The organism is Bryocella elongata, assembly GCF_900108185.1.
Taxonomy (GTDB): domain Bacteria; phylum Acidobacteriota; class Terriglobia; order Terriglobales; family Acidobacteriaceae; genus Granulicella; species Granulicella elongata.
This window is the reverse complement of record NZ_FNVA01000006.1, coordinates 249304-273442: the sequence shown is the minus strand read 5'-3', so window position 1 is coordinate 273442 and position 24139 is coordinate 249304. Positions and strand designations below refer to the sequence as shown.

The 24139-nt window shown below is 63.8% G+C and carries 18 protein-coding genes; 11 read left to right on the top strand and 7 right to left on the bottom strand.

Translation table 11 applies throughout. The annotated features are described in order from the left end of the window. Positions 1-9 precede the first annotated feature (9 nt). The 3 genes from C4S68_RS17160 (at position 10) to gltX (ending at position 3724) form a co-directional block, all read left to right on the top strand. A complete protein-coding gene (locus C4S68_RS17160) occupies positions 10-1614 on the top strand; it encodes a tetratricopeptide repeat protein (protein ID WP_103934322.1) in 1605 nt (534 codons plus the stop codon). Positions 1615-1725: 111 nt separating this feature from the next. Beyond that, positions 1726-2112, top strand: a complete 387-nt coding sequence (locus C4S68_RS17155; RefSeq protein ID WP_103934321.1) for a hypothetical protein — start codon at positions 1726-1728, stop codon at positions 2110-2112. Positions 2113-2221: 109 nt separating this feature from the next. Further along, positions 2222-3724 carry a glutamate--tRNA ligase gene (gltX, locus tag C4S68_RS17150; protein WP_103934320.1) on the top strand — a complete coding sequence of 501 codons (1503 nt, stop codon included), beginning with the start codon at positions 2222-2224 and terminating at the stop codon, positions 3722-3724. A 66-nt stretch (positions 3725-3790) separates the two neighbouring features. Here gltX and C4S68_RS17145 read toward each other — a convergent pair whose 3' ends face one another. After that, entirely contained in the window at positions 3791-5320 is a 1530-nt protein-coding gene (locus tag C4S68_RS17145) for a glycoside hydrolase family 1 protein (RefSeq protein ID WP_103934319.1), read from the bottom strand. Positions 5321-5528: 208 nt separating this feature from the next. Here C4S68_RS17145 and C4S68_RS17140 point away from each other — a divergent pair, with 208 nt between their 5' ends. Together C4S68_RS17140 and C4S68_RS17135 are read left to right on the top strand one after the other, a co-directional pair. Continuing rightward, entirely contained in the window at positions 5529-5912 is a 384-nt protein-coding gene (locus tag C4S68_RS17140) for a VOC family protein (RefSeq protein WP_103934318.1), read from the top strand. A 129-nt stretch (positions 5913-6041) separates the two neighbouring features. Continuing rightward, on the top strand, positions 6042-6410 hold the full coding sequence (locus C4S68_RS17135; RefSeq protein WP_235011670.1) for a hypothetical protein: 369 nt from the start codon (positions 6042-6044) through the stop codon (positions 6408-6410). A gap of 157 nt (positions 6411-6567) precedes the next feature. Here C4S68_RS17135 and C4S68_RS17130 read toward each other — a convergent pair whose 3' ends face one another. Beyond that, positions 6568-7074, bottom strand: a complete 507-nt coding sequence (locus C4S68_RS17130; RefSeq protein ID WP_103934317.1) for a protein-disulfide reductase DsbD N-terminal domain-containing protein — start codon at positions 7072-7074, stop codon at positions 6568-6570. Then, a complete protein-coding gene (locus C4S68_RS17125) occupies positions 7071-7691 on the bottom strand; it encodes a TlpA family protein disulfide reductase (protein ID WP_235011669.1) in 621 nt (206 codons plus the stop codon). Before C4S68_RS17125 ends, C4S68_RS17130 begins: the two co-directional genes overlap by 4 nt. A 152-nt stretch (positions 7692-7843) precedes the next feature. Here C4S68_RS17125 and C4S68_RS17120 point away from each other — a divergent pair, with 152 nt between their 5' ends. From C4S68_RS17120 to C4S68_RS17110, 3 genes are all read left to right on the top strand, one after another. Continuing rightward, positions 7844-9019, top strand: a complete 1176-nt coding sequence (locus tag C4S68_RS17120; protein WP_103934316.1) for a KpsF/GutQ family sugar-phosphate isomerase — start codon at positions 7844-7846, stop codon at positions 9017-9019. A gap of 116 nt (positions 9020-9135) precedes the next feature. Continuing rightward, positions 9136-11010 carry a proline--tRNA ligase gene (locus C4S68_RS17115; RefSeq protein ID WP_103934315.1) on the top strand — a complete coding sequence of 625 codons (1875 nt, stop codon included), beginning with the start codon at positions 9136-9138 and terminating at the stop codon, positions 11008-11010. A gap of 194 nt (positions 11011-11204) precedes the next feature. After that, positions 11205-13709 (top strand): transglycosylase domain-containing protein, encoded by a 2505-nt coding sequence (locus tag C4S68_RS17110; RefSeq protein ID WP_103934314.1) that lies wholly within the window; start codon positions 11205-11207, stop codon positions 13707-13709. A 2-nt stretch (positions 13710-13711) separates the two neighbouring features. Here C4S68_RS17110 and C4S68_RS17105 read toward each other — a convergent pair whose 3' ends face one another. Continuing rightward, on the bottom strand, positions 13712-14719 hold the full coding sequence (locus C4S68_RS17105; protein ID WP_103934313.1) for an Fpg/Nei family DNA glycosylase: 1008 nt from the start codon (positions 14717-14719) through the stop codon (positions 13712-13714). Beyond that, positions 14712-19601: an Lhr family helicase gene (locus C4S68_RS17100; protein WP_103934312.1), complete on the bottom strand. Its 4890-nt coding sequence runs from the start codon at positions 19599-19601 to the stop codon at positions 14712-14714. Before C4S68_RS17100 ends, C4S68_RS17105 begins: the two co-directional genes overlap by 8 nt. Positions 19602-19862: 261 nt before the next feature. On the opposite strand from C4S68_RS17100, the gene C4S68_RS17095 reads away from it, so the two are divergent. Both C4S68_RS17095 and C4S68_RS17090 read left to right on the top strand, forming a co-directional pair. Beyond that, positions 19863-20303: a cytidine deaminase gene (locus tag C4S68_RS17095; protein WP_327333811.1), complete on the top strand. Its 441-nt coding sequence runs from the start codon at positions 19863-19865 to the stop codon at positions 20301-20303. Positions 20304-20364: 61 nt separating this feature from the next. Beyond that, positions 20365-21801, top strand: coding sequence for a thymidine phosphorylase (locus tag C4S68_RS17090; RefSeq protein ID WP_103934311.1), 1437 nt, complete (start codon positions 20365-20367; stop codon positions 21799-21801). Positions 21802-21829: 28 nt separating this feature from the next. Here C4S68_RS17090 and C4S68_RS17085 read toward each other — a convergent pair whose 3' ends face one another. Both C4S68_RS17085 and C4S68_RS17080 read right to left on the bottom strand, forming a co-directional pair. Next, the gene (locus C4S68_RS17085; RefSeq protein WP_103934310.1) at positions 21830-22231 is read right to left on the bottom strand and encodes a hypothetical protein; all 402 of its coding nucleotides are present in this window, start codon (positions 22229-22231) and stop codon (positions 21830-21832) included. Positions 22232-22381: 150 nt separating this feature from the next. After that, complete coding sequence (locus C4S68_RS17080; protein WP_103934505.1) at positions 22382-22582, bottom strand: cold-shock protein; 201 nt, start codon at positions 22580-22582, stop codon at positions 22382-22384. Positions 22583-22860: 278 nt separating this feature from the next. Between C4S68_RS17080 and C4S68_RS17075 the strand changes: the two genes are divergently transcribed. Then, positions 22861-24105, top strand: coding sequence for a NupC/NupG family nucleoside CNT transporter (locus C4S68_RS17075; RefSeq protein WP_103934309.1), 1245 nt, complete (start codon positions 22861-22863; stop codon positions 24103-24105). Positions 24106-24139 lie beyond the last annotated feature (34 nt).

The following is a 24139-nucleotide window of genomic DNA, read 5'->3' as shown; positions in this document are numbered from 1 at the left end:
CTCGCTCCCATGCTCCGGCCCATCGCTGCCCTCCTGCTGAGCTTCAGCCTGTGTTCCGTGCTGCGCGCGCAAGCGCCCCTACCGCAGACGTTCCGACTCGTCCTGCCATCCGGCAAGGGCGGCATTCTTGTCGACAGACAGGGTGGTTGGGAGCTCGAGACCTTCTCCGCGCCCAGCGACCGTCGCGCGATCCTGCAACTCAACAACAAGTCGCAGGGGCTCGTCGTCTCCTACATCCTGGACTACGATCCCCAGTTCAATGCTACCGGCGACATGTGCCGCAACGACACCCTCGGCGCCATCCTCAACGGGCCGTTGAAGCAGGCGCGGGTCACACACAAGCACGGCGAAAGCCGTCCCTTGAAGAGCGGCCAGACGCTTGAGATTGGCTCCTACCTGATCGAGGACAACGGCCGCCCGCTCAACCAGCAGAACGTCTTCGGCTTCGTGGCTCAAGACCACGTCTGCGCTGAGATCCACCTCTCCCGGACCCCATTCCACGCAGGCGAGGAAGCGCTCTTCGAGCCTGCACTGAATAGCTTCACGTTCGAGCCCGACTACATTCCCACCGAAGCCGACTACGTTCGGCTCTCCTCCATCGCGCCACCAGACATGGCCGCTCGCTACAGGCATCAGCCTTCCGCAACGAACGATCTCCACGTCGGCCCTCTGCCTGCCCCAGGTCCCACGCAGTCCATGACCTTCGCACTCGCGGAGCATCCTGGCCTGCTACACATGGATGCGCCCGGCTTCGAGATCGCCGAGCTCTCTGCCAAACCCAATGGCCGCGAGTTCGGCATCCGAGCCCGCAACACGAAGGTGACCCACGATGAGGCGCTCGGCTTCCTGTTCCTTCCCGAGCCAGCTCAGCCCAGTGCCGTCGCCTGCCGCGACTGGATGCTGCAATCGGAAGCTGCAGAGAAGCCGGAACCCGGCCAGAACCCGCCATATCGCCATGTTCTTGGCCAATACACGACGAAGAGCCGCTCCGGCGTTGAGATTGCCGTAGCCGAGTACGAGCAGAGCCCCACACCGTCTCCCTTCCGCTTCGTCCGCCGCTTCTTTGTGGCCCACGCAGACCTCTGCGCCGACGTTGAGCTCTCTGGCCCCGAGCTCGTCTCCCTCGACGCCGACCATGAGTTGATCGACTCCCTCACCTTCGATCCAACCCGGCAGCCCGACTACGACGCGAAGTTCCGCTACGCCTCTGTCCTCTACGCGCACAATGTATTCGCAGCTGCAGCGCCGCTCTTCGAACAGGCACTGGCCATCGCTCCTACAGGGCCCGACTACCTCAGCTGGCGTCGCGTCGCTGCCGACCAAAGCAGCATGGCTTACGGCATGTCCGGCGACCTCAAGCACAGCCGCGAGGTGAACCTCGCCGCCATCGCCCGCGACCCCGACTACCCGCTCTACTACTACAACCTGGCCTGCGCCGACGCCGAGGAAGGCAAAGCTGATCCCGCCCGCACTCACCTCGAACAGGCCTTCGCCCGCAAGGCCAACATCATCCCCGGCGAGACGCTGCCCGACCCGCGCAAGGACGACTCCATCCTGAAGCTGAAAAAGAACAAAGCCTTCTGGGCCTTCGTCGAGACGCTCCCCGCCAACTGACCAACGTGATCCGCGACGCCTGAAATCCCGTGCGCACTCGCTCCCCTTGGCGTACATTGGCTGCAATTCCTGCTTCACACTCGTCGGCAGTCTTCGGACTTCGGAGGTTCCATGCACCTGCTTGCCCTGCATGCGTTTGCGCAAACTCACCACCAGATCGCCTCGGCGGCCAGCCTGCTGCTGCAGGACGCCTCGTCCGGCTTCACACCGGAGCAAGGCCGCCAGTTTGGCGCCGCCATGGCCGGCATGATGGGCATCTTCATGCTCATCGGCTTGGCCTTCATGGCCTTCTTCATCTTTCTCTTCTGGAGAATCCTCTCGAAGGCAGGGTTTGCCGGCCCGCTTGCGCTTCTGGCGCTGTTTCCCGGCATCGGCAGCCTCATCGTCCTCTGCATCCTGGCCTTTGGCGACTGGAAGGTCATTCCGGCTCCACAGCAGGCTTACTACCCGCCGCAGTATCCCCCGCAATATCCCCCAGCCCCACCCACACAGCTGTAGGCAGATCCGGGTGCCCCGGGTCCCTCAAGGGACCCGGGCTCATCCGTCGCCGCTGTCTCAGCACCACCCACAACCTCAGCCCGTCGCTCTAGTACCATCAATAGCTGACATGTCTGAGAGCAACACCACCTCCCGTCCCACCCGCGTCCGCATCGCCCCGTCGCCCACCGGCGACCCCCACGTCGGCACCGCCTACATCGGTCTCCTGAACTACGTCTTCGCCAAGCAGCGCGGCGGCCAGTTCATCCTGCGCATCGAAGACACCGACCGCACCCGCTTCGTCTCCACCTCCGAGCAGATGATCTTCGACGCCCTCAAGTGGGTCGGCCTCACCTGGGACGAAGGCCCGGACGTCGGTGGCCCCTTCGGCCCCTATCGCCAGTCCGAACGCACCGCGATCTACCGCGAGCACGTCGAGATCCTCCTCGCCAACGGCACCGCCTACCGCAGCTTCGAGACTGCCGAAGAGCTCGAAGCGATGCGCCAGCAGCAGATCGCCGCCAAGACGCCCCCGCGCTACAACGGCGCCGCCCGCCACCTCTCGCAGGAGCAGATCGACGCCTACCTCGCCGAAGGCCGCCCCTACACCGTCCGCCTCAAGGTGCCGCTCGAAGGCTCAACAACGTTCCGCGACGAGCTCCGCGGCGACATCACCTTCGAGCACACCAACGTCGACGACCAGGTGCTGATGAAGTCCGACGGCTTCCCCACCTACCACCTCGCCAACGTCGTCGATGACCACCTCATGGGCATCACCGACGTCATCCGCGCGGAGGAGTGGATCAGCTCCACGCCCAAGCACATCCTGCTCTACAAGGCCTTCGGTTGGGAGATGCCCAAGTTCTGGCACATGCCCCTGCTCCGCAACGCCGACAAGAGCAAGATCTCCAAGCGCAAGAACCCCGTCTCGCTCAACTTCTATCGCGACTCCGGCTATCTCGCGCCCGCCGTGCTCAACTACCTCGGACTCATGGGCGGCGGCATGCCCCAGCTCACCGAGCAGGAGATCGTCTCCCGCGGCATCAACACCAAGGAGACCGACATCTTCACCCTCCCGGAGATGCTCGAGAAGTACGACTTCGCCCGCATCTCCCTCGGTGGCCCGGTCTTCGACCTCGTCAAGCTGAAGTGGCTCAACGGCGAGTACCTCCGCAAGCTCTCGCCCGAGGCCTTCTTCTCCGCCATGCGCGAGACCATCTTCTCCGACGCCTACCTGCAGTCCATCATCCCGCTCGTCCAGGCCCGCCTCGAAACCCTCGGCCAGATCGGCGACCTCGCCGACTTCCTCTTCCGCGACAACGTCATGCCGCCCGAGAACGTCTGGCTCCCGAAGAAGCGCGAGTCCGCCGAGACCCTCGCCTTCGTCGGCGAACAGCTCACCGCGCTCGAAGCCGCTACCTGGGATAAGGACTCCATCGAAGGCGAGCTGAAGAAACTCGGCGAGGCCAAGGGTTGGAGCGTGAAGGAGAACTTCATGCTCCTCCGCGCCATCGTCAGCGGCAGCGCAACCTCGCCACCGCTGGTGGAATCCATGGTGGTCTTCGGCAAAGCCCGCACCCTCGACCGCATGCGCCGCTTCCTCGCCTTCCAGAAGCTTCCGAAACGCAACTAACCGCTCTGCCACTCCGGGTCCCGCATGGACCCGGAGTTGTTTGCAGCCCACCGCAATCCGCGCTTCCTACACGTCCAGCCGATTCGCTTGCGCAACCCGCCCGTACCAGAGCCCTGAGTCCTTGATCTTCCGGGACTGATCACGCGGATCGACATAGGTGAGCCCGTAGCGCTGACTGTAGCCGTCGGCCCACTCGAAGTTATCCAGCAGGCTCCACGCGTGAAACGCCCGCACCTTCGCTCCATCGCGGATCGCCCGCGCTAGCTCTGTCAGCTCCTCGCGAAAGAACTTGATCCGCCTCTGGTCCGGGATTGCTCCACCGTCCTTCGCGTATGGCCCGTCGATGTAGCTGCACCCGCTCTCCGTGATCTCGATCGGCGGAGATCCGTACTCTCGCGAGATCCGCATCACGAGGTCGTAGATCCCCTTGGGATAGATCTCCAGCCCGGCATCGGTCAGCTCCCGGCCTGAGCCCATCTCGACGTGAAAGCGCGTATACGGGTCTCGCCCGGTCGCGGGGTCGGCTTCCAGCTCTGTGCCGAAGCTGCCGCCGCCAGCGTGTTCTTCGCCGCTCGCGTCCGAAACGATCCGCCGCGTGTAGTAGTGGAATCCGACCCAGTCGAGCGGAACCTTCATGACGGCCTCGTCGCCTGGACGGATACCCATCAACCCGAATGCCCGGTCGTCCACAAACGCCTTCGGGTAGCGCCCGTTCATGGCGGCTTCGAGGAAGAACACGTTGTTCATGGCGTGGTAGCGATCGGCCGCGGCCTTGTCCGCTTCACTCTCCGTCTTCGGATACGCCGGAGCCGCGCCGTAGGCACTCCCCACCGTCGCCACAGATGAGTTCGCCTTCAGCGCCCGGAAGCCCATGCCCTGCGCCAGAGACAATGTGTGAGCCGCCTTCAGGAAGTCGGCATAACTCGCGCGGCCCGGAGGAAAGACACCTACTCCATAGCCCATGTACGCGAAGGTCCAGGGCATGTTGAACGGAGCCCACACCTGGATGCGGTCGCCCAGATGCTTTGCCAGCACCCCGGCGTAGTCCGCGTAGTAGCTGGCGAGGTCGCGGTTCGGCCAGCCGCCAAGGTCCTCCAGAGCCTGGGGCAGGTCCCAGTGGTACATCGTGCAGAACGGCCGGATGCCGGCCTCATGCAACGCGTCGCATACGCGCTTGTAGTGGTCGAGCCCCTTCTGGTTCACCGGGCCTTTGCCCTGCGGCATCACCCTCGCCCACGAGATCGAAAACCGATAGCTCTTCTGGTGCAGCTGCTTCAGGATCGCGATGTCTTCCGGAAAGCGATGGTAACTGTCGCACGCGACGTCGCCTGTGGCTCCGCCCTTGATCTTCCCTGGTGTGTGGGCGAAACGATCCCAGTTGCTCTCCCCTTTGCCGTCCTCGTTCCAGGCGCCCTCCACCTGGTAGGCCGCCGTCGCCATGCCCCAAAGAAAGTCCTTCGGAAACTCGGCACCGTTCGCATCGAAAACCGGCATCGCCATCGGCGCAGCGGCGGACGCAGACGAAGCGGTCGCGCCTGGTAGCAGCGCCACGCCAGCCGTCTGCAGGGATTGCGAAAGGAAGCGGCGACGATCCATCCAGTAGATCCTCCGGGGCAGCCAAGATAGCATTCTCGACGCTTCAGGTAAACGTTTGTCTTATGGTGATCCCTCTGCCTACCCAGCACGACCGGCGCCAAATCACAGCCTGTTACCGCCAGTTGCCTGTAGACTCAGGCCGTAAAGCACGCGGCCTCAATGCTCTACACCAACAACCGGGGCAATCCGAAGTCAGGAGTCTACGGCTATGCCGTTGAGCACCCTTGTCCCCAGCATCTTCGTTCCCTCGCGGGACTGCGTTCGCGCCCGCGCTTTCTACGAGCACACGCTCGGCCTGCACTTCGTGAAGGAAGACGACTTCGCCGTCGTCTTCGACCTTGGTCCGGCGCGGCAGTCGCTGCGCATCGCGCGCACGCCCTGCTTCACGCCATTCCCCTTCACCATCCTGGGCTGGCAGGTTGCGGACATTCACGCCGAGATCGCCGAGTTGACCGCACGCGGTGTCACCTTCAAGCGCTGCGCTCTTATGCCGCAGGATGCCGACGGCGTCTGGCATGCGCCGGACGGTGCGCTGGTCGCCTGGTTCCACGACCCTGACGGCAATACGCTCTCGCTCTCCACGCACACCTGATTCCAGCGGCAACACCACTCATCGCAGCGAGTTGCGCGCATGGGACTGCAACTTGGCGTTCCCACTTGTGTTTCTTCTAAGCGAGGTTGAGCTTGCAGCTCAACAGATGCAGCTTCCAGGGAGAGCACGATGAATACCGCCATGACCGCCACGACAAGATTTGCCACAGCGCTCCTCGGCTTCAGCCTGATCGCCGGAGCAGCGATCGCGCAGCCGCAGCAGTACTACCAGGGCCCACCTCCGCCGCCACCCCAGCAGGGTTGGGAGGCGCCTCCGCCGCAGTTTGCCGCCGCCTGGCAACGCGGCTACAAGGACGGCGTCTACGGCGCGCGCAAGGACTTCGAGAACCATCGCCCGCCCTCGCCCATGAACCGCGATGAATACCGCAACCCGCACTTCATCGCGCCGCCGGACCGTCGCGACTACCGGGAAGGCTTCCGCCACGGGTACCAGGTGGCGGTGCACAACATCTATGGCCCGGGCTACCGGAACTACTAACCGGCAACGACGAACCCGCGGCCCGCAACCCCAAACCCGCGACTCGATCCTCGCTCTTGCACTTCCAACTTCGCCCACGTGCGACTTAGACGTTCGACAAAAATGCGTGGCCCGCAGGAACATCGCGGGCCACGCATCGTCGTCTGTCTCGAGCTTCCTACTTCGCCGTCAGCAGCACCTTCACCGGCAGCGTCCGCGGAGGGAAGCACGCGGCGTTGTCGCAGGCCTGGTAGTGCAGCGAGCCGTTCAGCTCCGTGGTGCCCGGAGACTTCGCCGCCACGCGCAACATCACCCGAAACTCGTTCTGGTAGACATCCAGCGGATCGTTCGAGCTGGGCAGCTTGAACGGCTTGCCTGCCGGGTAGTCCACCGAAAGCACCTGCACCGCTCCTGCCGATTCGAGCTTCAGGGCGGTAGGGATCAATAGCTCGTCCTTCGGATGATGCGAGTTGATGTGAAAGCCATCCTCGACCCGAAATCGCAGCTCAATCGCCTGCGAGCCGCCGACCTTGGTCTCAACCGCATCGGAGAGCAACAGCACATGCTGCAGCTTCGCCGCCGAATGAGCGTTGTCGCCACCAAGCGAGATGCTCTGCGCGGAGACCGCTGCGAACGGAGCAGCCAATAGCAACGCTGCTACCAGAGAACGCGCCACCGCCTTCACGACTGGCTCCGTGCAATGGCCTTCTTGATCGTGGCTTCCATCTGGTCCTTCGTTGGAGCACCGGGGCTCTGGTCCACGACCTCACCCTTGGCATCGACGTAGTAGGTCACCGGCAGGTAGTCGCCCAGACCAAACGCCTTCGCGGTCTTGTCGTCAGCCATCAGGATCGGATAGGTCACGCCGGTCTTCTTCACGGCCTTCGCCACGTCGTCCCTGGTCACGCCGTCTTCGTAGTTCAGGCCCAGCACCACCAGCTTGTCGTTGGCGTACTTCTTGCCGAACTCCTCGAACCACGGCATCTCCACGCGGCATGGCCCGCAGTACGTAGCCCAGAAGTTGACGATCACCGTCTTGCCCTTCAGATCAGCCAGCTGGATATGCCGTCCGTCGAGCGTGGTCAGCGTGAAATCCGGTGCCGCTTTGCCGCGCAGGTCTCGTCCCAGCTCGGGCGGGATCGCATCCGCGGCATCGCCCGAGGCAACCGGGGTAAGGTCCACATGCTGCGCGGCGGCCTGCTGCATCGCAGCGCGGCGATCGCGCAGATTGTGTATTCCCGCAGTCACCAGCACAGCCAGTACCAGCGCAATTCCTCCAGCCACTAACACTCGACGCAGCAAACCAGCCTCCTGGCCGTGACCCTGCGGTGGAAGTCCACACGTCGCAGCCCACAGTCCTCGCATATCAGTCTATCGGACGCTGGAACGGCGTTGAGGTTACAGGCGTTCGACACATCCGCCTCGCGGCCGCTCTGCTAGCATCAGCAGTTGAAATGGCAGATTTTGTTCCAACTCCGCAGGCCTCCACCCCCACCGCCGCAGAGCTCGTCCGGATCGAGGCTGCGGGGCTCGAAAAGCTCGCCACGCGCCTCGAAGGCCCGATGCGTGACACCTTTGCGCGGGCCGTCGAACGCATCGTGGAAGCCGTTCGCACCCGCCGCCGTACCATCGTCACCGGTGTGGGCAAGAGCGGCCTGATCGCCCGCAAGATCGCTGCCACGCTGGTCTCCACCGGCACGCCCGCCCAGTTCCTGCACCCCTCCGATGCCCTCCACGGCGACCTCGGCGTCGTCACCGCCGGCGATGTGGTGCTCGCGCTCTCCTACTCCGGCGAGACCGAGGAGCTGCTGCGGCTGATCCCCGTCCTGCCGCGGCTCGGCGCGACGCTCATCTCCATCACCGGTTGCACCACCTCCACGCTGGCCTCGGCCAGCGCCCACGTGCTCGACGTCGCCATCGACCGCGAGGCCTGCTCGCACCAACTTGCGCCCACAGCTTCCACCACCGCGATGCTGGCCCTGGGCGATGCCCTGGCGATGGAGGTCAGCGCCCGCCTCGACTTCAAGCCCCGCGACTTCGCCGACCTGCACCCCGGCGGCCAACTGGGCAAGCGCCTCGTCACCGTCCGCAAGCTCATGCACACCGGCGCGGAGATGCCGTCCGTGCCCCCCACCGCCACCATGCCTCAGATCATCCACGAGATGAGCGCCAAGCGCCTCGGCGTCACGCTGGTGCATACGCACGACCGGCTGCTGGGTATCCTCTCCGACGGCGACCTGCGCCGCCTGCTGGAACGCAACGGGCCGCACGCCTTCCACAAAACCGCCGGCGAGATCGTGAACCACAACCCACGCACCATTCCACCGGAGACGCTCGCCATCGACGCCCTCATCCTCATGGAACAGCGCAAGATCACCTCACTCGTCGTCACGGAAGAAGGTCCCCATGGGCCAACGGCAGTCGGCGTCGTCCATCTCCATGACCTGTGGGAGGTCGCGCCGGAGGCTCCGGCATCGGAATCCACTGAGATCACCGAGTTCGCGGAAGTACAGGAAGGTGGCGACCCGTCTACCACCAGCGACGACGGAGAACAGGAGCCAGAGTTCCCCGGCATCCCCGACGACGAACCGGGGCACGAAGACGAACCCGGCGACGACGGTCGGCTGTAAGCGAGCGCTGCGCGTCAGTAAGTCTGGTTCTACGCTAACGCGAAGCGCTAACGACGCAGTCGCTCCCCGCAAAGCGGGCTAACGGCGCAGCCGCTGCTTCGCTACAATCAAAGAGCATGCAACGTTGGTCAAAGCTCTTCATTCCGACACTTCGCGAGGCCCCGGCCGACGCGGAGGTCGCCAGCCATAAGCTTCTTCTCCGCTCGGGTTACATTCGCCAGCTCGGAGCTGGCATCTACAGCTACCTTCCCCTCGGTCAGCGGTCGATCAACAAGATCGTCGCCATCGTCCGCGAGGAGATGGATCGCATCGGGCAGGAGTTCCTGCTGCCGACGCTGAACCCTCGCGAGCTGTGGGAAGAGTCCGGCCGCTACGCCGTCATGGGCGAGAACATGTTCCACCTCAAGGACCGCAAGGGCGCCGACCTGGTGCTCGCGATGACCCACGAAGAGGTCATGACCTCCATCGCGCGCAACGAGCTGCGCAGCTACAAGCAGCTGCCCCAGACCTGGTACCAGATCCAGACCAAGTTCCGCGACGAGCCCCGCCCCAAGGCCGGCCTCATGCGCGTGCGCCAGTTCCTGATGAAGGACAGCTACTCCTTCGACATCGACACCGCGGGCCTCGACAAGAGCTACGACCAACACGACGCCGCCTACCGCGCCATCTTCACGCGCTGCGGCCTGGAGTTCGTCGCGGTTGAGGCTGACTCGGGCGCGATGGGTGGTTCGGGCTCGCAGGAGTTCATGGTCTACACCGATGCTGGTGAAGACCTCATCGCCAGCTCGGCCTCGGGCTACGCCGCCAACCTCGAGAAGGCGACCTCGCAGCTCACCGCCGTTGTCGACCTCGAGCCGACGGGCGATGGTCTGCCGGAGCTCGTCCACACGCCCGGCAAGGGTGCCATCGCGGACATCTGCGAGTTCCTCAGCATCCTGCCCTCGCAGGACATCAAGTGCGTCGCCTTCATGGGCAGCCTCGCGGCCCATCCAAAGGACGAACCGCTGCGCCCCGTCGTTGCCTTCCTCCGCGGCGATCACCAGGTCAATGAGACCAAGCTCAACGCCATTGCAGGCACCGCCGAGCTGCGCCCGATGCTGCCCGAAGAGCTGGCGCTCTACATCGGCGGGCCGGCCGGCTACCTCGGACCGGTGGGCATCTTGCAGGTGATGACGCAGGGCTCGTTGAATGGCCTCAAGAGCGGCAAGGCCATCGAGCGTCTCAAGGGTGTCTCGCGCGATGTCGCGAGCGAAGGCCTGCGCACGATTGTCATCATGGACCTCGGCCTCGAGGGCCGCAGGAACCTCGTCGCCGGTGCCAACCAGCTCGATCACCACCTCCGCAACGTGACGCCGGGTCGCGACTTCACGCCCACCGTCATCGCCGACATCCGCAACGTCAACGAAGGCGAACTCGATCCCATCGGCGGCCAGCCGCTGCGTCTCGGCAAGGCCGTCGAGATCGGTCACATCTTCAAGCTCGGCACCAAGTACACCGAGAGCATGGGCTCGCGCGTGCTCGACGCCAACGGCAAGGAAGTGACGCCCATCATGGGCTGCTATGGCATCGGCATCGAACGCATCCTCACCTCGGCGATCGAGTCCAGCGCGGCGAAGTTTGCCGCAAAGGCTGCGGCCGCGGGCGATGCCAAGGCCGGCGATCAGTATGCGCTCGCGCCCTCCATCGCGCCCTTTGCCGTGGTGGTGACCGTCACGAATATGAAGGAAGCCGACCTCGCCGCTGCCGGAGAAAACATCGCTGCCGAGCTCGAAGCTGCGGGCATCGACGTGCTGCTCGACGACCGCGACGAGCGCGCCGGCGTCAAGTTCAAAGACGCCGAACTCATCGGCGTTCCCTACCGCATCAACATCGGCAAGAAGCTCGCCGAAGGCCAGGTGGAACTCGTGGACCGGCTGCTGCAGACGACGACCGATGTGGCAGTAAAAGAAGTGACACAGACCCTCAAGAGTCTGCTGGCCGTGTCCAAGTAGAGTAGTGGAAGTGGAGGCGCGGAGTCGTCGTGGCCTGCCACGGCGACTCTCTGCTTTTCGGGCTGCCAGCCCTCATCGCTGGCCGCTGCGTCTGAATCTCCGTTCATGGCTGCACGCCATGGACGGGCGAAGCGTCCTACACACGGAGGCACTTCGCTAACCGCTCTTCGGCCTGTTTCCCGGACCACCTCCCCATGCCTGTCAAAGTCAAGCTCGGTCGCAATGCTCCAGCCCGCAGATCTGTAGGCAAGAGCCTGCTGCAATTCTTCCTCGTGGCCGTTGCGGCCGTCGCGGTCATGTGCCTGCTCGTCTTCGGCTTCTTCTGGCTGAAGTATCGGGGCCTGGTCGACGATCGTCTGAAGCAGGGGCCCCTCTTCGCCACGATGGCGCAGGTGTACGCTGCCCCGCAGGAGGTCCGTCCCGGCCAGCAGCGCACCGCTGCCAGCATCGCCGCGACCCTGCGCCACGCCGGCTACAACGGCGACGCCGAGCACAACAATCCGATGGGCAGCTTCGAGCTCCGCAGCGACTCCATCCTCATCAAGCCCGGTCCGCAGAGCTTCCTCGCCACCGATGGCGCCACCATCAACACCTCCGGTGGCGTCGTACAGTCCATCACCGCAGAGAATGGCGCGGCCCTGGCGGGCTACAAACTCGAGCCGCAGCTGATCACCGCGCTCTCCGAGGACAAGAACCGCACCAAGCGCCGCCTCGTCACCTACAACCAGATTCCTCCGCAGATGGTGCAGGCCGTCCAGGCCATCGAAGACCGCCGCTTCTTCGACCACGGCGGCATCAACTACGTGAGGACCGTGAAGTGCGCCTTCCAGGACATGCTCGCGCACCATATGAGCTGCGGCGGCTCCACGCTCACGCAGCAGCTGGCTCGCGGCTTCTTCCTGACGCCGGAGAAGACCTACTCCCGCAAGATCGCCGAGATCGTCATTACCTTCCAGCTCGAGGCCCGCTTCAACAAGGAGCAGATCTTCGAGATGTACGCCAACCAGATCCCGATGGGGCAGCGCGGCTCGTTCGCGATCGCGGGCTTCGCGGAGGCGGCGCAAGCGTACTTCGGCAAGGACCTGAAGCAGCTTGATCTCGCCGAGTGCGCTCTGCTGGCGGGCATCATTCAGCGGCCCAGCTACTTCAATCCCTTCCGGCATCCGGATCGCGCGATGGAGCGCCGCAACATCGTGCTCGACTCCATGATCGAGACCGGCGCGATCACCCAGGATCAGGCGGAGCGCGCCAAGGCTGAGCCCATCCGCCTCGCACCACCCAACGTTGACGCCAGCGAAGCACCGTACTTCGTCGATCTCGTGCACGACCAGATGATTCAACGCATGGGCGATAACGATCAGTCGCGTTCTCCGCTGCGAATCTACACGTCGCTCGACCCGGAGCTGCAACGCGCGGCCGCTGAAGCAGTGCAGGCCAGCATGGCCAACGTGGATGAGCTCGTACGCAAGCTGCACAAGCATTCCACCGGCCCCATCACCTATCCGCAGGTTGCGCTGGTCGCGCTGAACCCACACACCGGCCAGGTGCTGGCACTTGTAGGAGGCCGCGACTACGGCTCCTCGCAGCTGGACCACGCCGTCGCAGAGCGTCCCACGGGTTCCATCTTCAAGCCCTTCGTCTATGCTGCGGCTTACAACTCGTCTCTCAACGGCACAGCGCTGGACGGCTCCGGCGTCTTCACCGCCGAGACCAAGCTCAACGACGATCCCCAGGACTTCGGCACGAACGGTCAATCCTACATTCCGGGCAACTTCGAGCATGGAGAGTATCCCGGCATGGTGGCCGCGGCGGACGCTCTCGCGCATTCGCTGAACATCGCTACCATCGCGCTCGCGCAGAAGGTCGGATACGGCAACGTCGCAGCCCTGGCGCACCAGGCCGGCATCGTGAATGCACGAGCGACACCATCGATGGCGATCGGCACGTACAGCGCGACGCCGGTCGACATGGCTGGTGCGTACACCACCTTCGCGAACTCCGGCGTGCACATCAAGCCGTGGTTCCTGTCGAGCGTGCGGAACCAGAACGGCGACATCGTGGCCGACTTCACGCCGCAGGCGCAGCAGGTGCTCGATCCGCGGGTGGCTTACCTGACGCAGACGTTGATGGAAGGCGTGCTCAACCGAGGCACCGGCATCAAGGTGCGCTCCCTGGGCTTTACAGCCCCGGCAGCAGGTAAGACAGGCACATCGCACGACGCCTGGTTTGCTGGATACACCAGCAGTCTGCTCGCTGTCGTATGGGTGGGCAACGACGACTATACCGATGTGAAGATCCAGGGCGCCGATGCCGCTGCGCCCATCTGGGCTGCATTCATGAAGCGCGCGATCACCTTGCCACAGTACTCGGACAACAAGGCCTTTGCTGCGCCTGACGGTGTGGAGACGCTGCGCATCGACCGCGCCACCGGACTGGTCTCCGACTCAAGCTGCCCGAGCGACAGCTTCACCGCGGCCTTCCTGGTCGGCACCGCGCCCCAGGGCACGTGCTCGCACATGGGGGTGGACGCGCAGACGCTGGGCAACCAGATGTTCAATCCCGATGGCAGCCCGGCGGACGACCCGAACAAGCCCCATCGCAACTTCTTCCAGAAGCTCTTCGGCCTCAATGGCGACAAGCAGCAGAATCCGCAGGACCCGCAAGATCAGCAGCCTCAACAGCCGCGACGGCAGCCCTGACGTCAACAGCTGATCTTCCGTCGCCCCGGACCGGTGCGCTTCATGGCGCGCCCCTCCGGGGCTTCGTTGCTTTGACCTTCTGCCGCGATCCAGGGCTGGCATTGCGGGCACCAGTAGGTCGAGCGCACCTGTGTCCCCTGCATGCGGCGCAGTACCATAGCTCCGCAGCGCCGACACTCCTCGCCCTCGCGTCCGTACACCCATAGTCGATCGCCTGAGTTCATCGCGTGGGTCGTGCGGCGCTTGCCTGCATACGTCACAATGGCTCCCGTAGCGCCGGAGCCGGAGTCTCCGGCCACATTCGCACGCATGTACCTCGCCGAGGCCTCGACCATGCGCTCGATCTCGCGAGCCGTCACAGTGCTCATGCGGCGAAAGGGATGAACACCCGCGGCAAACGCGACCTCGCTCTTGTACACATTGCCCAGCCCGGCCATCACACGCTGGTTGAGCAGGGTCACTCCGACTTCGGCTTCAGGATGCTGCTGTGCCTGCTTCGTGATTGCAGCGATCCCGGCCTCGACGGTGAAGCCTTCGCTCAGCACATCCGGCCCCAGCTTCGGAACCTGCGAGCTTCGCGCCAGCGAATGCTCCGTGTGGAACTCAGCGATGGGCACATTGAAGGCAACCGCCTGCATCTCGCCGCACGTGATCGCAACGCGCATCTTCGAGCGAGGCATCCACCACTTCTCTCCCGTGCGATAGATATGCCACGAGCCCGACATCAACATGTGCGTGACGAGGATGATCGGACCGCCAGAACCCGGGTGCCCCACGTCTCGATTCTGAGGCGTGAGTTGTGACGTTCCCCATTCCGGCCGGCCCGAGAAGTAGATCAAACACCACTTCCCTCTCGCTTCAACACGGTCCACCGTGCGACCGGCGATGCGTGCGTCATCGTCAACACGGGCCAGAGGCGCAAGCCCCGTCTCGAAGGCCGTAACCACACGTCCTCCCAGCGCCTTCTCCAAAGCACGAGCCGCTCGATAGATGGTGTCGCCTTCAGGCATTGGGAGTGCCTCCAGGCAACGAGCCGCTGGGTGCTATCGCCAACCCGCGACGCACATTGAACCCCATCGGCGCAGCACGGAACCCCGCATCAAGGAGGACGCGCGCAAGCGGATGTTCCGCCACAGGCACACCATTGATGCTGGCAATGAGCATGCTCGTGCGGCCGCGGCCCTCAGGATTGTCCTCGCGCTGCACCTGCGCGACGAGGAACTCGGCTAGCGCACGAGCATACTGCGAGCGTTGCGGCTCCTCTTCCGGCAGCAGGAGCTGGATGTTCGGGTTGCCGCGGCGCATATATGCCGTGAGCGCGCCATCGATCAACACGACGCGAGCACCGACGGACCGCGTGAGCGATGAACCTTCCTCCGGCGGGGCGGGCCACCGCAGCAATGTGCCATAAGGGTTGGCAGGATCGCTGGCAGCAAGCATCACGACCTCACGCTTCTCCACATCCGTATGAAGTGCGCCGGGGCGCAGCGCGCGTAGAAGATCCACCGCACCCGGCATCGCAAACTGCGTAGCGCTGAGGTCCGCAGCGAAGTATCCGCGCCTCACACGGCCCGACTCCTCCAGCGTCTTCAGGGCGTCGTAGATCGCAGAGAAGCCGCCGGGCAAGCTCTCCGCATGTGCCGTCTCGCGGAAGACCACGCCATAGCGCTGCAGCAGTTGCTGCGCCATCGCCGCGGACCATGCTGTGACTCGCTGCGGCGTGCTGGCCTCTTCATCCAGCGCTGCAGCGTTGAGACTCCACCTGCCCTGCGCAGTCGGTGGCGTGGTGCGTCGCGAGCGAAAAGCCTGCTGATGATGCACTCGCCGCGCAGGCTGTGCCTTGCGTGACGACCTTGCCGAAGCCCGCTCGCAGTATTCGCGCAACGCATGCACTGCATCGTTGATGACGAAGCCCCGCCACACCAGCGACCACAGAGCATCCAGTGTCTCGCCCGGATATCCTCCGCCTACGCCATCATGCAGCGATTGAAAGAACGAGGCGCCACGCTCGCGCAGATACCCAAGGATCTGCAGCTCGCGATCGCCCAACACCTCTTCGTTGCCCTGGGTCTTTGCGCCCGGCACCCGCACCCTGTTCGGCGGCCACAGCATGCGCATGCGATCAGCAAGGTACAGCGCGATGCGGCCGTCATACTCACCCGTCGGCTCAAGCCCCACCCACACCACCTCACCCGCAGCGACGAGCGTGTCGAGGTCCGCTGACTTATAGCCCAGCACACGTGCCGGCAGAATCTCCGACTCCAGCAACGACGCAGCCAGCGGTGCTCCCTGCAGCCCTTCGATCACATCCAGCAACGCATCGAGGCCACGCCGCGGCGAGACCACGCCGTGCCATCGCGTGAACAAACGCGCCAGAGTCTGTTGGGCCACAGGCTCGACCTGCTTGCGCAGCTTCGCCAGCGACTTGCGGCGGATCGTTCGCAGCACCTCACTCTCGAGCCACTCACGATTGAGCCCGCCCGGGCGAAAGCCGCCCTCCACAACACGGCCCATGCCAACGAGCCGCTCCAGCACCGCTTCAAGCTGCGACTTGGGTAACGCATAACGCTCTGCCACTTCCACAGTCGTAAACGGCCCATGCGTGCGAGCGAAGCGACGAACGATATCCAGCAAAGCCTCAGGCGCAGGCTCCAGGAAGGCCGCGGGAAGCCCCGGCGGCAGCGGTACTCCAAGCGCGTCGCGAACACGCGCGGCATCTTCCATCGCAATGACCCGCTTCTCGCCCGCAATACGAACCTCCAGAACACGGCGAGCTTTCAGTAGGCGCTCAATCCACGCAGCGGCATCGCCATCGGTGCGCGCCGCGATCTCTTCGCGCGTCAGGTCTCCGAGGCGCAGAAGAAGATCGTGCACGCCATCCAGCGACCTCGCTTGATAGCCCTCGGCCACGCACTGAAGCTGCTCTTCGGTCTCCTCGATCGCCGCAGCATCCAGCAGTTCGCGCAGATCCGCGTCGCCGAGCAGCTCTCGCAGTTGGTCCTGATCGATCGCAAGAGCCTGTGCTCGACGTTCTGCCAGCGGAGCATCGCCATCGTAGATGTAGTTCGCAACGTAGCTGAACAGGAGTGCGCCCGCAAATGGTGATGGCGTGCGAGAGTCCACCACGTGCACGCGCATCGATCGATTCGTGATGGCACGCAGCAACTCCATCAGCGCGGGCATGTCGAAGACATCGCGCAGGCACTCGCGATACGCTTCGAGCAACATCGGAAACTCACGATAGCGCGAAGCCACACTGAGCAGGTCGTACGCTCGCTTGCGCTGCTGCCACAACGGTGACCGCCCATCGGCGCGACGGCGCGGCAGCAGTAACGCACGTGAGCTTGCCTCGCGAAACTTCGCAGCAAAGAGTGCGCTCGATCCGAGCTGACGCAGGATGAGTTCGTTCGCCTCTTCCGCACTCATCAACAGCAGATCGGCATCGGGAGGCGCCTCGGTCTCCGGAAAACGAATGACGAAGCCATCCTCACTCCACATCGTCTCGACATCGAGACCCGCATCCTTCAGGCGCGCACTCACCGCCATCGCCCAGGGCGTATGCACACGACTGCCGAAGGGCGTGAGGCAACAGAGACGCCAATCGCCAAGCTCATCGCGTACACGTTCGATGACGATGGTCCGATCATCGGGGACCATCGTCGTTGCGAGCTCCTGGTCAGCGAGATAGCGCAGCACATTCTCTGCCGCCTGTTGTCCGAGATCGTGCTGCTGCATCAGGCGCGTCATCGCGGCTGAGCGTGGAAGCTCGCGCAGTTCGCGAGTCAGCGCACCGATGCGCCGGCCAAACTCAACAGGACGCCCTGGGCGATCGCCGTGCCAGAAGGGCATCTTCCCTGGCTCGCCAGGAGCAGGCGAGACAAGCACGCGATCGTGCGTGATTTCATCGATGCGCCACGTCGATGCCCCCAGCATGAAGGTCTCACCTGTGCGCGCTTCGAAGACCATCTCCTCATCGAGCTCGCCCACTCGAAGGGGCTTTGAAGCGCCGCTGAGAAAGACACCATAGAGGCCGCGGTCAGGAATGGTGCCGCCATTGAGGATCGCGAGCCGCTTCGCGCCTTGCCGAGGTGTCAACCAATTGCGCTGGCGATCCCAGATGATGCGCGGACGCAGCTCGGCAAACTCATCGGAAGGATAGCGGCCCGCAAGCATGTCCAACACGCCGTCGAACGATCGCATGCTTAGCCCCGCAAACGGCGCGGCACTGCGCACAAGACGCAGCAACGCGTCGTAGCTGATGCCGGGAGAATCTTCCTCGACCGCATCTTCTCCCGAGGCTGCAAGGACACGCTTTCCCGAAGGCTTGCGCTCTTCGGGTCGCAGCGAAGGTGGTTGCGCGAGGATTGCGACGACCTGCTGCGCCAGCACATCGAGAGGGTTCCGAAGGAAGCGAGTGGACTCGACGTGTCCCTCGTGCATCGCTTGCGTTACAGCAGCACAGGCCACGAGGTCGGCACGGTACTTGGGAAAGATGATGCCGGTGGATGGCGCGCCCACCTGGTGCCCTGCGCGACCGATGCGCTGCATCCCGCTGGCCACACTCGGGGGAGCTTCAATCTGCACCACCAAATCGACCGCGCCCATATCGATCCCGAGCTCCAGCGATGAGGTGCACACCAGGGCCTTCAGTCGACCGGCCTTGAGCATCTCTTCAATCTCGCTTCTCTGCGCTGCTGCGAGGGAACCATGATGTGCCCGCGCGAGGTTCTCTCCGGCGAGCTCGTTCAACGCCCCCGCAAGCCGCTCCGCTACGCGGCGAGCGTTGACGAAGATCAGCGTCGAGGTCCGCTCGCGCACGATCTCCAGCAGACGAGGATGGATCGACTGCCAGATCGAGGTCCGCTTCGGGCCCTGCGACGCTGGTCCGCTGGGCAGCTCTTCTATATCACCGAGTCGCGCCATGTCCTCGACCGGCACCTCGACGGTGAGCTCCAGGATTTTGCGTGCGCCCGCGTTGATGATCGTCACGGGGCGATAGCGAATGCCAGTGTTGCTCTCCGTCTCTGCGGGCTGGGCATCATGGTCGCCGTCCGCAGCCGGCTGCAACGTCGGCGACTCAACGGCAATCGCAGCTCCGTCGCCCGTGTCCGCTCCACCAAGAAACCGAGCAACCTCTTCAAGGGGCCGCTGCGTGGCGCTGAGTCCGATGCGCTGCAGCTTGCGGCCGCACAACGCTTCGAGCCGCTCGATCGAGAGCATCAGGTGCGCTCCACGCTTCGTCGGAACCAGCGCGTGTATCTCATCGATGATGACCGTCTCGATGCTGCGCAGCGCTTCACTTGCGTTCGAGGTGAGCAACAGATACAGCGACTCCGGCGTGGTGATGAGGATGTCGCCGGGGTGTGTGCGGAAGCGCGCGCGATCGCGCGGACTCGTGTCCCCCGTGCGCACGCTGATGTCTGGCACATGCACGGCCACGCCTTCGCGCTGCGCCATGTTCGCAATACCCGCGAGCGGCGAACGAAGGTTGCGCTCCACGTCGACTGCAAGCGCCTTGAGGGGCGAGATGTACAGAACCTTGCAGCCGGTGCCCGCGCTCTTCTTCTTTTTGCTCGTACCGGTCGTGGTGCCGCGCTCCTGCTCCTCAGTACCTGCCGCTGCACCCCGATCCTGCAGCATGAGACGGTCAAGGCACCACAGGAACGCCGTCAGCGTCTTGCCAGTTCCCGTAGGAGCGAGGATGAGCGTCGACTCGCCGCGCGCAATCGCAGGCCAGCCTTCACGCTGCGGCGCCGTGACCTGCTCAAAGACAGCCCGAAACCACCCCGCCGTGACCGGGTGAAAGAGGGTGAGCACGTCTTCTGCGGCTCGAACCTCGGTCGCAACAGCTGGCTCGGTCTTCTTCGTACGCTTGGCCACAGACTCACTCATCCACTTACTTCACAGACTCGCCTTGCTGCTTAGCGTCCAACAACGAGATGCAAAGCCTCTCGATTGGATGCAAACAGGATGGCGACGTGCGGTCAAGCCCACTTGTGCGTAGCATTTGGCCGAGCGGCGTCACGACAGCGGCCAAGGATGAACCGGCTCGCGTACTGGTCCGGGCTTGCGCTCACGCAGCTATCGGCATAGCATCGACGTTTCCCCGGCAGCACATCGTGCCTTCCGGAAGATTTCTCGAGGAGCAAGCCCGTGCCCCTGGCCGTCGAAGAGGAGATCTCGCCCGAGCTTCGTCTGAAGCTGCGTGAGCTCGCCACTGCGGTAGCGCAACACTCCTACTCGCCCTACAGCCACTTCCGCGTGGGAGCGGCACTGTTGCTCACCGACGGCACCATCTTCACTGGTTGCAACGTCGAAAACGCTTCCTACCGTTTGACCTCGTGCGCAGAGCAGGCGGCGATTGCTCGTGCCGTGAGCGAACTTGGTCCCCGCATCCGCCTTCGCGCGGTCGCGGTGGCAAACCTCAACGACTCCGCTTCGATGCCCTGCGGGGCGTGCCGTCAGACGCTCTCCGAGTTTGGAGACGACGATGTGCTGATCCTTTATCCCGCCGAGCACAACGAACCCGCCGAGACGACGTTGGGAGCTCTGCTCCCACACGCGTTTCGCGGTACCTTCATCGAGCCGAAGTAAACAAGACGCATTGCCATGTGGGTAACGCAGACACATCGCGCTGAGCGCAGAAATTCTCGACATGTCCGAAACAGTGATCCATCCCATTGATCTCATCCTGAAGAAACGTGACGGCGGCGAGCTGAATGCAGCCGAGGTCCAGCACTTCGTCCGCACGGTCGTGCTCTACGGAGAGCAGCAGATCGCCGAAGCGAACCATCAGCTTCCCGCCACGCTCGCGGCGCACGACCGCATCACCGCCGCGCAGATTGCCTCCATGTTGATGGCCATCTTCCAGCGCGGACTCACGCGCGTAGAACTCGCCGAGCTTACCAAGGCAATGCGGTATTCGGGCGAGACCTTTGACGCCACCGGCCTGGACACGTTCACCGTCGACAAGCACTCCACTGGTGGCGTTGGCGATAAGAGCTCCCTGCTGATCGCTCCTGTGATCGCCGCAGCCGGGCTGGAGGGCAAGCCCTCGATCTCCGTCCCGATGATCAGCGGGCGCAGCCTCGGTCACACAGGGGGAACGCTGGACAAGCTGGAGACGATCCCGGGCTTCGATACGCAGCTACCGCTGGCCCGCATGCGCGAGGTGCTGGAGCGCACGCATGCCGCGCTAGTGGGGCAGACGCCGCGGCTTGTTCCCGCAGATCGCATCCTCTACGCAATGCGCGACCACACCGGCACCGTCGAATCGCCCAACCTCATCTGCGCCAGCATCATGAGCAAGAAGCTCGCAGAGGACATCCGGGGGCTCGTCCTCGACGTGAAGGTGGGCTCTGGCGCATTCATGCCCAGCTACGAGCAGTCGCAGTTCCTCGCCAGCCTGATGGTCTCCACCGGTGAACTCGCAGGCACGCGTACCGCCGCGGTACTCACCACCATGGACGAACCCCTCGGCAGATTCAGCGGCAACTGGGTTGAGGTATGGGAGTGCGTCGACATCATGCAGGGAAGACGCCACGCGACGTCGTCCGACCTGATCGAGCTCTCGAACGTGCTCTCCGGCTGGATGCTTTACTTCGCCGGCAAGAGTGCCTCTCCCGAAGACGGCGCGAAGCTCAGCGATGAGTTGCTGCGCAATGGAGCCGCCTATAAGGCATGGCTGTCGATCGTGGAAGCGCAGGGCGGCGATGTGCTCGTATTCAACGATCCCGCAGCCTTCCACCAACCGAAGGCAACGCGCGTCGTGAAGGCGGAGCGAGCGGGATATCTAAGCGCGATGGATTGCAAGCAGGTAGGCTGGGCAGTGCAGAGGCTGGGGGCGGGACGCGCCAGGCCGGGTGACCCGGTCAGCGCTCACGCGGGGATCGAGTCGCACGCCAAGCTGGGAGCAAAACTCGAGGCTGGGCAGCCGGTCTTCACGCTCTTTGCCGAGGACGCAGCCTTGCTGGATGAGCCGGAGCAGATGCTGCGCGCCACCCTTAAGATCTGCGATAGGCCGCCCACACGACACCCTCTGGTCCGCGAGGTAGTGACCGGCCGGCCAGGGAGCCTGAAGCAGGCAACATAGGTGGGGCCGCGAGATGGCGGCCCCCGCTTTAAGCCTTGGCTTCGGACGAGGGAAGAGTCCAGCCCAATGCGTTGGCGGGAAAGGCCGACGCATTGCGGCGGGTGCTGCGATTGCCGGCTGCGGCGGGCTTCTCTGCTTCCACGGTCGCCTCGACGGCAGCGACCGGAGCCGCCTCTTCGGGGGAAGGCTCCGCGGGACGCATCGAGCGAGGAAGATCCTTTTCGCTGAATTCCATGCCATCGGCCACAAGGCGCTTGGCCGTCTTCACCAGCAGCTCGCGCTTCAGGTTCAGCTTGCGGGCCGCGGCGTTACGGTCTGCTTCCGTCGCGAAGGTCTCGTACTTCATCAGATGAGCCAGTTTCCGGTCATAGAGGTCGATATCTTCGTGCACAGTCTTCAGGTAGTACTTGTTCTCGCTCGTATTCGCCATTTGAATCTCTCCTCGATTCCGCTCAAGAACCAGCCCGCAGGTCTCTGATATTGCGGGAAACTGCAAAAGGGCACGACGGCGAATCACCGCGTGGCCCCAAAAAGAAAAAGGGCGGTCCAAAGGAACCGCCCCTTCTCGATGCTGTCGTGCTTACGCGACGCGGACGTTCTCTGCCTGCCAGCCCTTGGGGCCCTTGACGACGTCGAACTGAACCTGCTGGCCTTCCTGAAGCGAACGGAAGCCATTGCTCTGGATCGCCGTGTGGTGAACGAATACGTCCTCACCATTTGCGCGGCTCAGAAAACCAAAACCCTTAGTATCGTTGAACCACTTGACTGTTCCCGTTTCCATTGTCTTGTCCTTTAAATCAGATGAACCGCTGAACGCAATTTGGAATTGTTTGCGAGTAGAGCGGACAGCCAGAACAGGCAATAGACCAGATCGGAGTTCGTCGATCCACTCCAGTGTAGCATCGCCAGACGGTATTGCCTCCATCGCAGTTCAACCGAAGGTAATCTTCTTTTCAATCACCCTATCAACAGGTGAATCTGTTCCGTTCCGGAATCCTCAAGTACACTTGCCTTTCCAGCCAACCGTCTTTGATCTCATTGGAACTAAAGGAGCGCGCCTTGGCACGATTCACCGGTCTGCTTGGACTTCTTGTATTTCTCGGCGTAGCCTACGCGCTCTCCACCAATCGCCGCGCGATCCGCTGGAGGACGGTCGCCTGGGGCCTCGGCCTCCAGGTGTTCTTCGCGTTCCTTGTCATCAAGGTGAGCTACGGCCAGAAGGTCCTCAAGGCCGGTTCCGACGCGGTGACCGCCCTCCTGAGCCACGCCGTTGACGGCTCCGCCATGGTCTTCGGCCAGCTCGGCGACCCCAAGAGCCCGTTACAGGTCTTCGCCTTCTCCGTCCTGCCGACCATCATCTTCGTCTCCGCGCTCTTCGCCATGCTCTATCACCTGAAGATCATGCAGCAGGTCATCAAGGTGATGGCGTGGCTGATGCAGCGCACCATGGGCACCTCCGGAGCCGAGTCCACCAACGTCGCCGCCTCCATCTTCATGGGCCAGACCGAAGCCCCGCTCACCATCCGCCCATTCCTCGGCGACGCCACCCGCTCCGAGCTGATGACCATCATGACCTCCGGCATGGCCCACGTCTCCGGCGGCATCATGGCCGCCTACATCCTCTTCGGCATCCACGCCCAGGACCTGCTCTCGGCCGTCATCATGACCGCCCCCGGCACCATCCTCATCTCGAAAATGCTCGTCCCCGAAACCGAAGTCCCCGCCACGATGGGCACCGTCCACATGTCCGAGAACGAGGAGCACAAGAACGAGAACCTCATCGGAGCCGTCGCCCGCGGCACCATCGACGGCGGCCAGCTCGCCTGGAACGTCGCCATCATGCTCATCAGCTTCCTCGCCGTCGTCGGCCTCATCAACGCCATCATGCTCGGCATCTCCGACTGGACCTGGGCACACGGACACATTCGCTTTCCGCACTCCCTCGGCAACGCCCTCGGCGCACTATGCGCCCCCATCGCCTGGCTCATCGGCATTCCCTGGCACGAGGCCCCGCTGGTCGGCAACCTCATCGGCACCCGTGCCGTGCTGAACGAATTCATCGCCTACCACCAGTTGGGCGAGCTTGCGAAGGCGGGTTCTATCAGCGTGCGAACGCTGTCCATCACCACCTTCGCGCTGTGCGGCTTTGCCAACCTCGGCTCAGTGGGCATGCAGATTGGCGGCATCGGAGCCCTCATCCCGAACCGCCGCAACGAACTCGCCAAGCTGGGCATGCGAGCCATGCTCGCCGGCACCATGGCGAACCTGATGTCGGCAAGCATTGTGAGCATGCTGATCAAGTAAGAGTACAGGTCAACGAGAAAGGCCCACGCTCTTG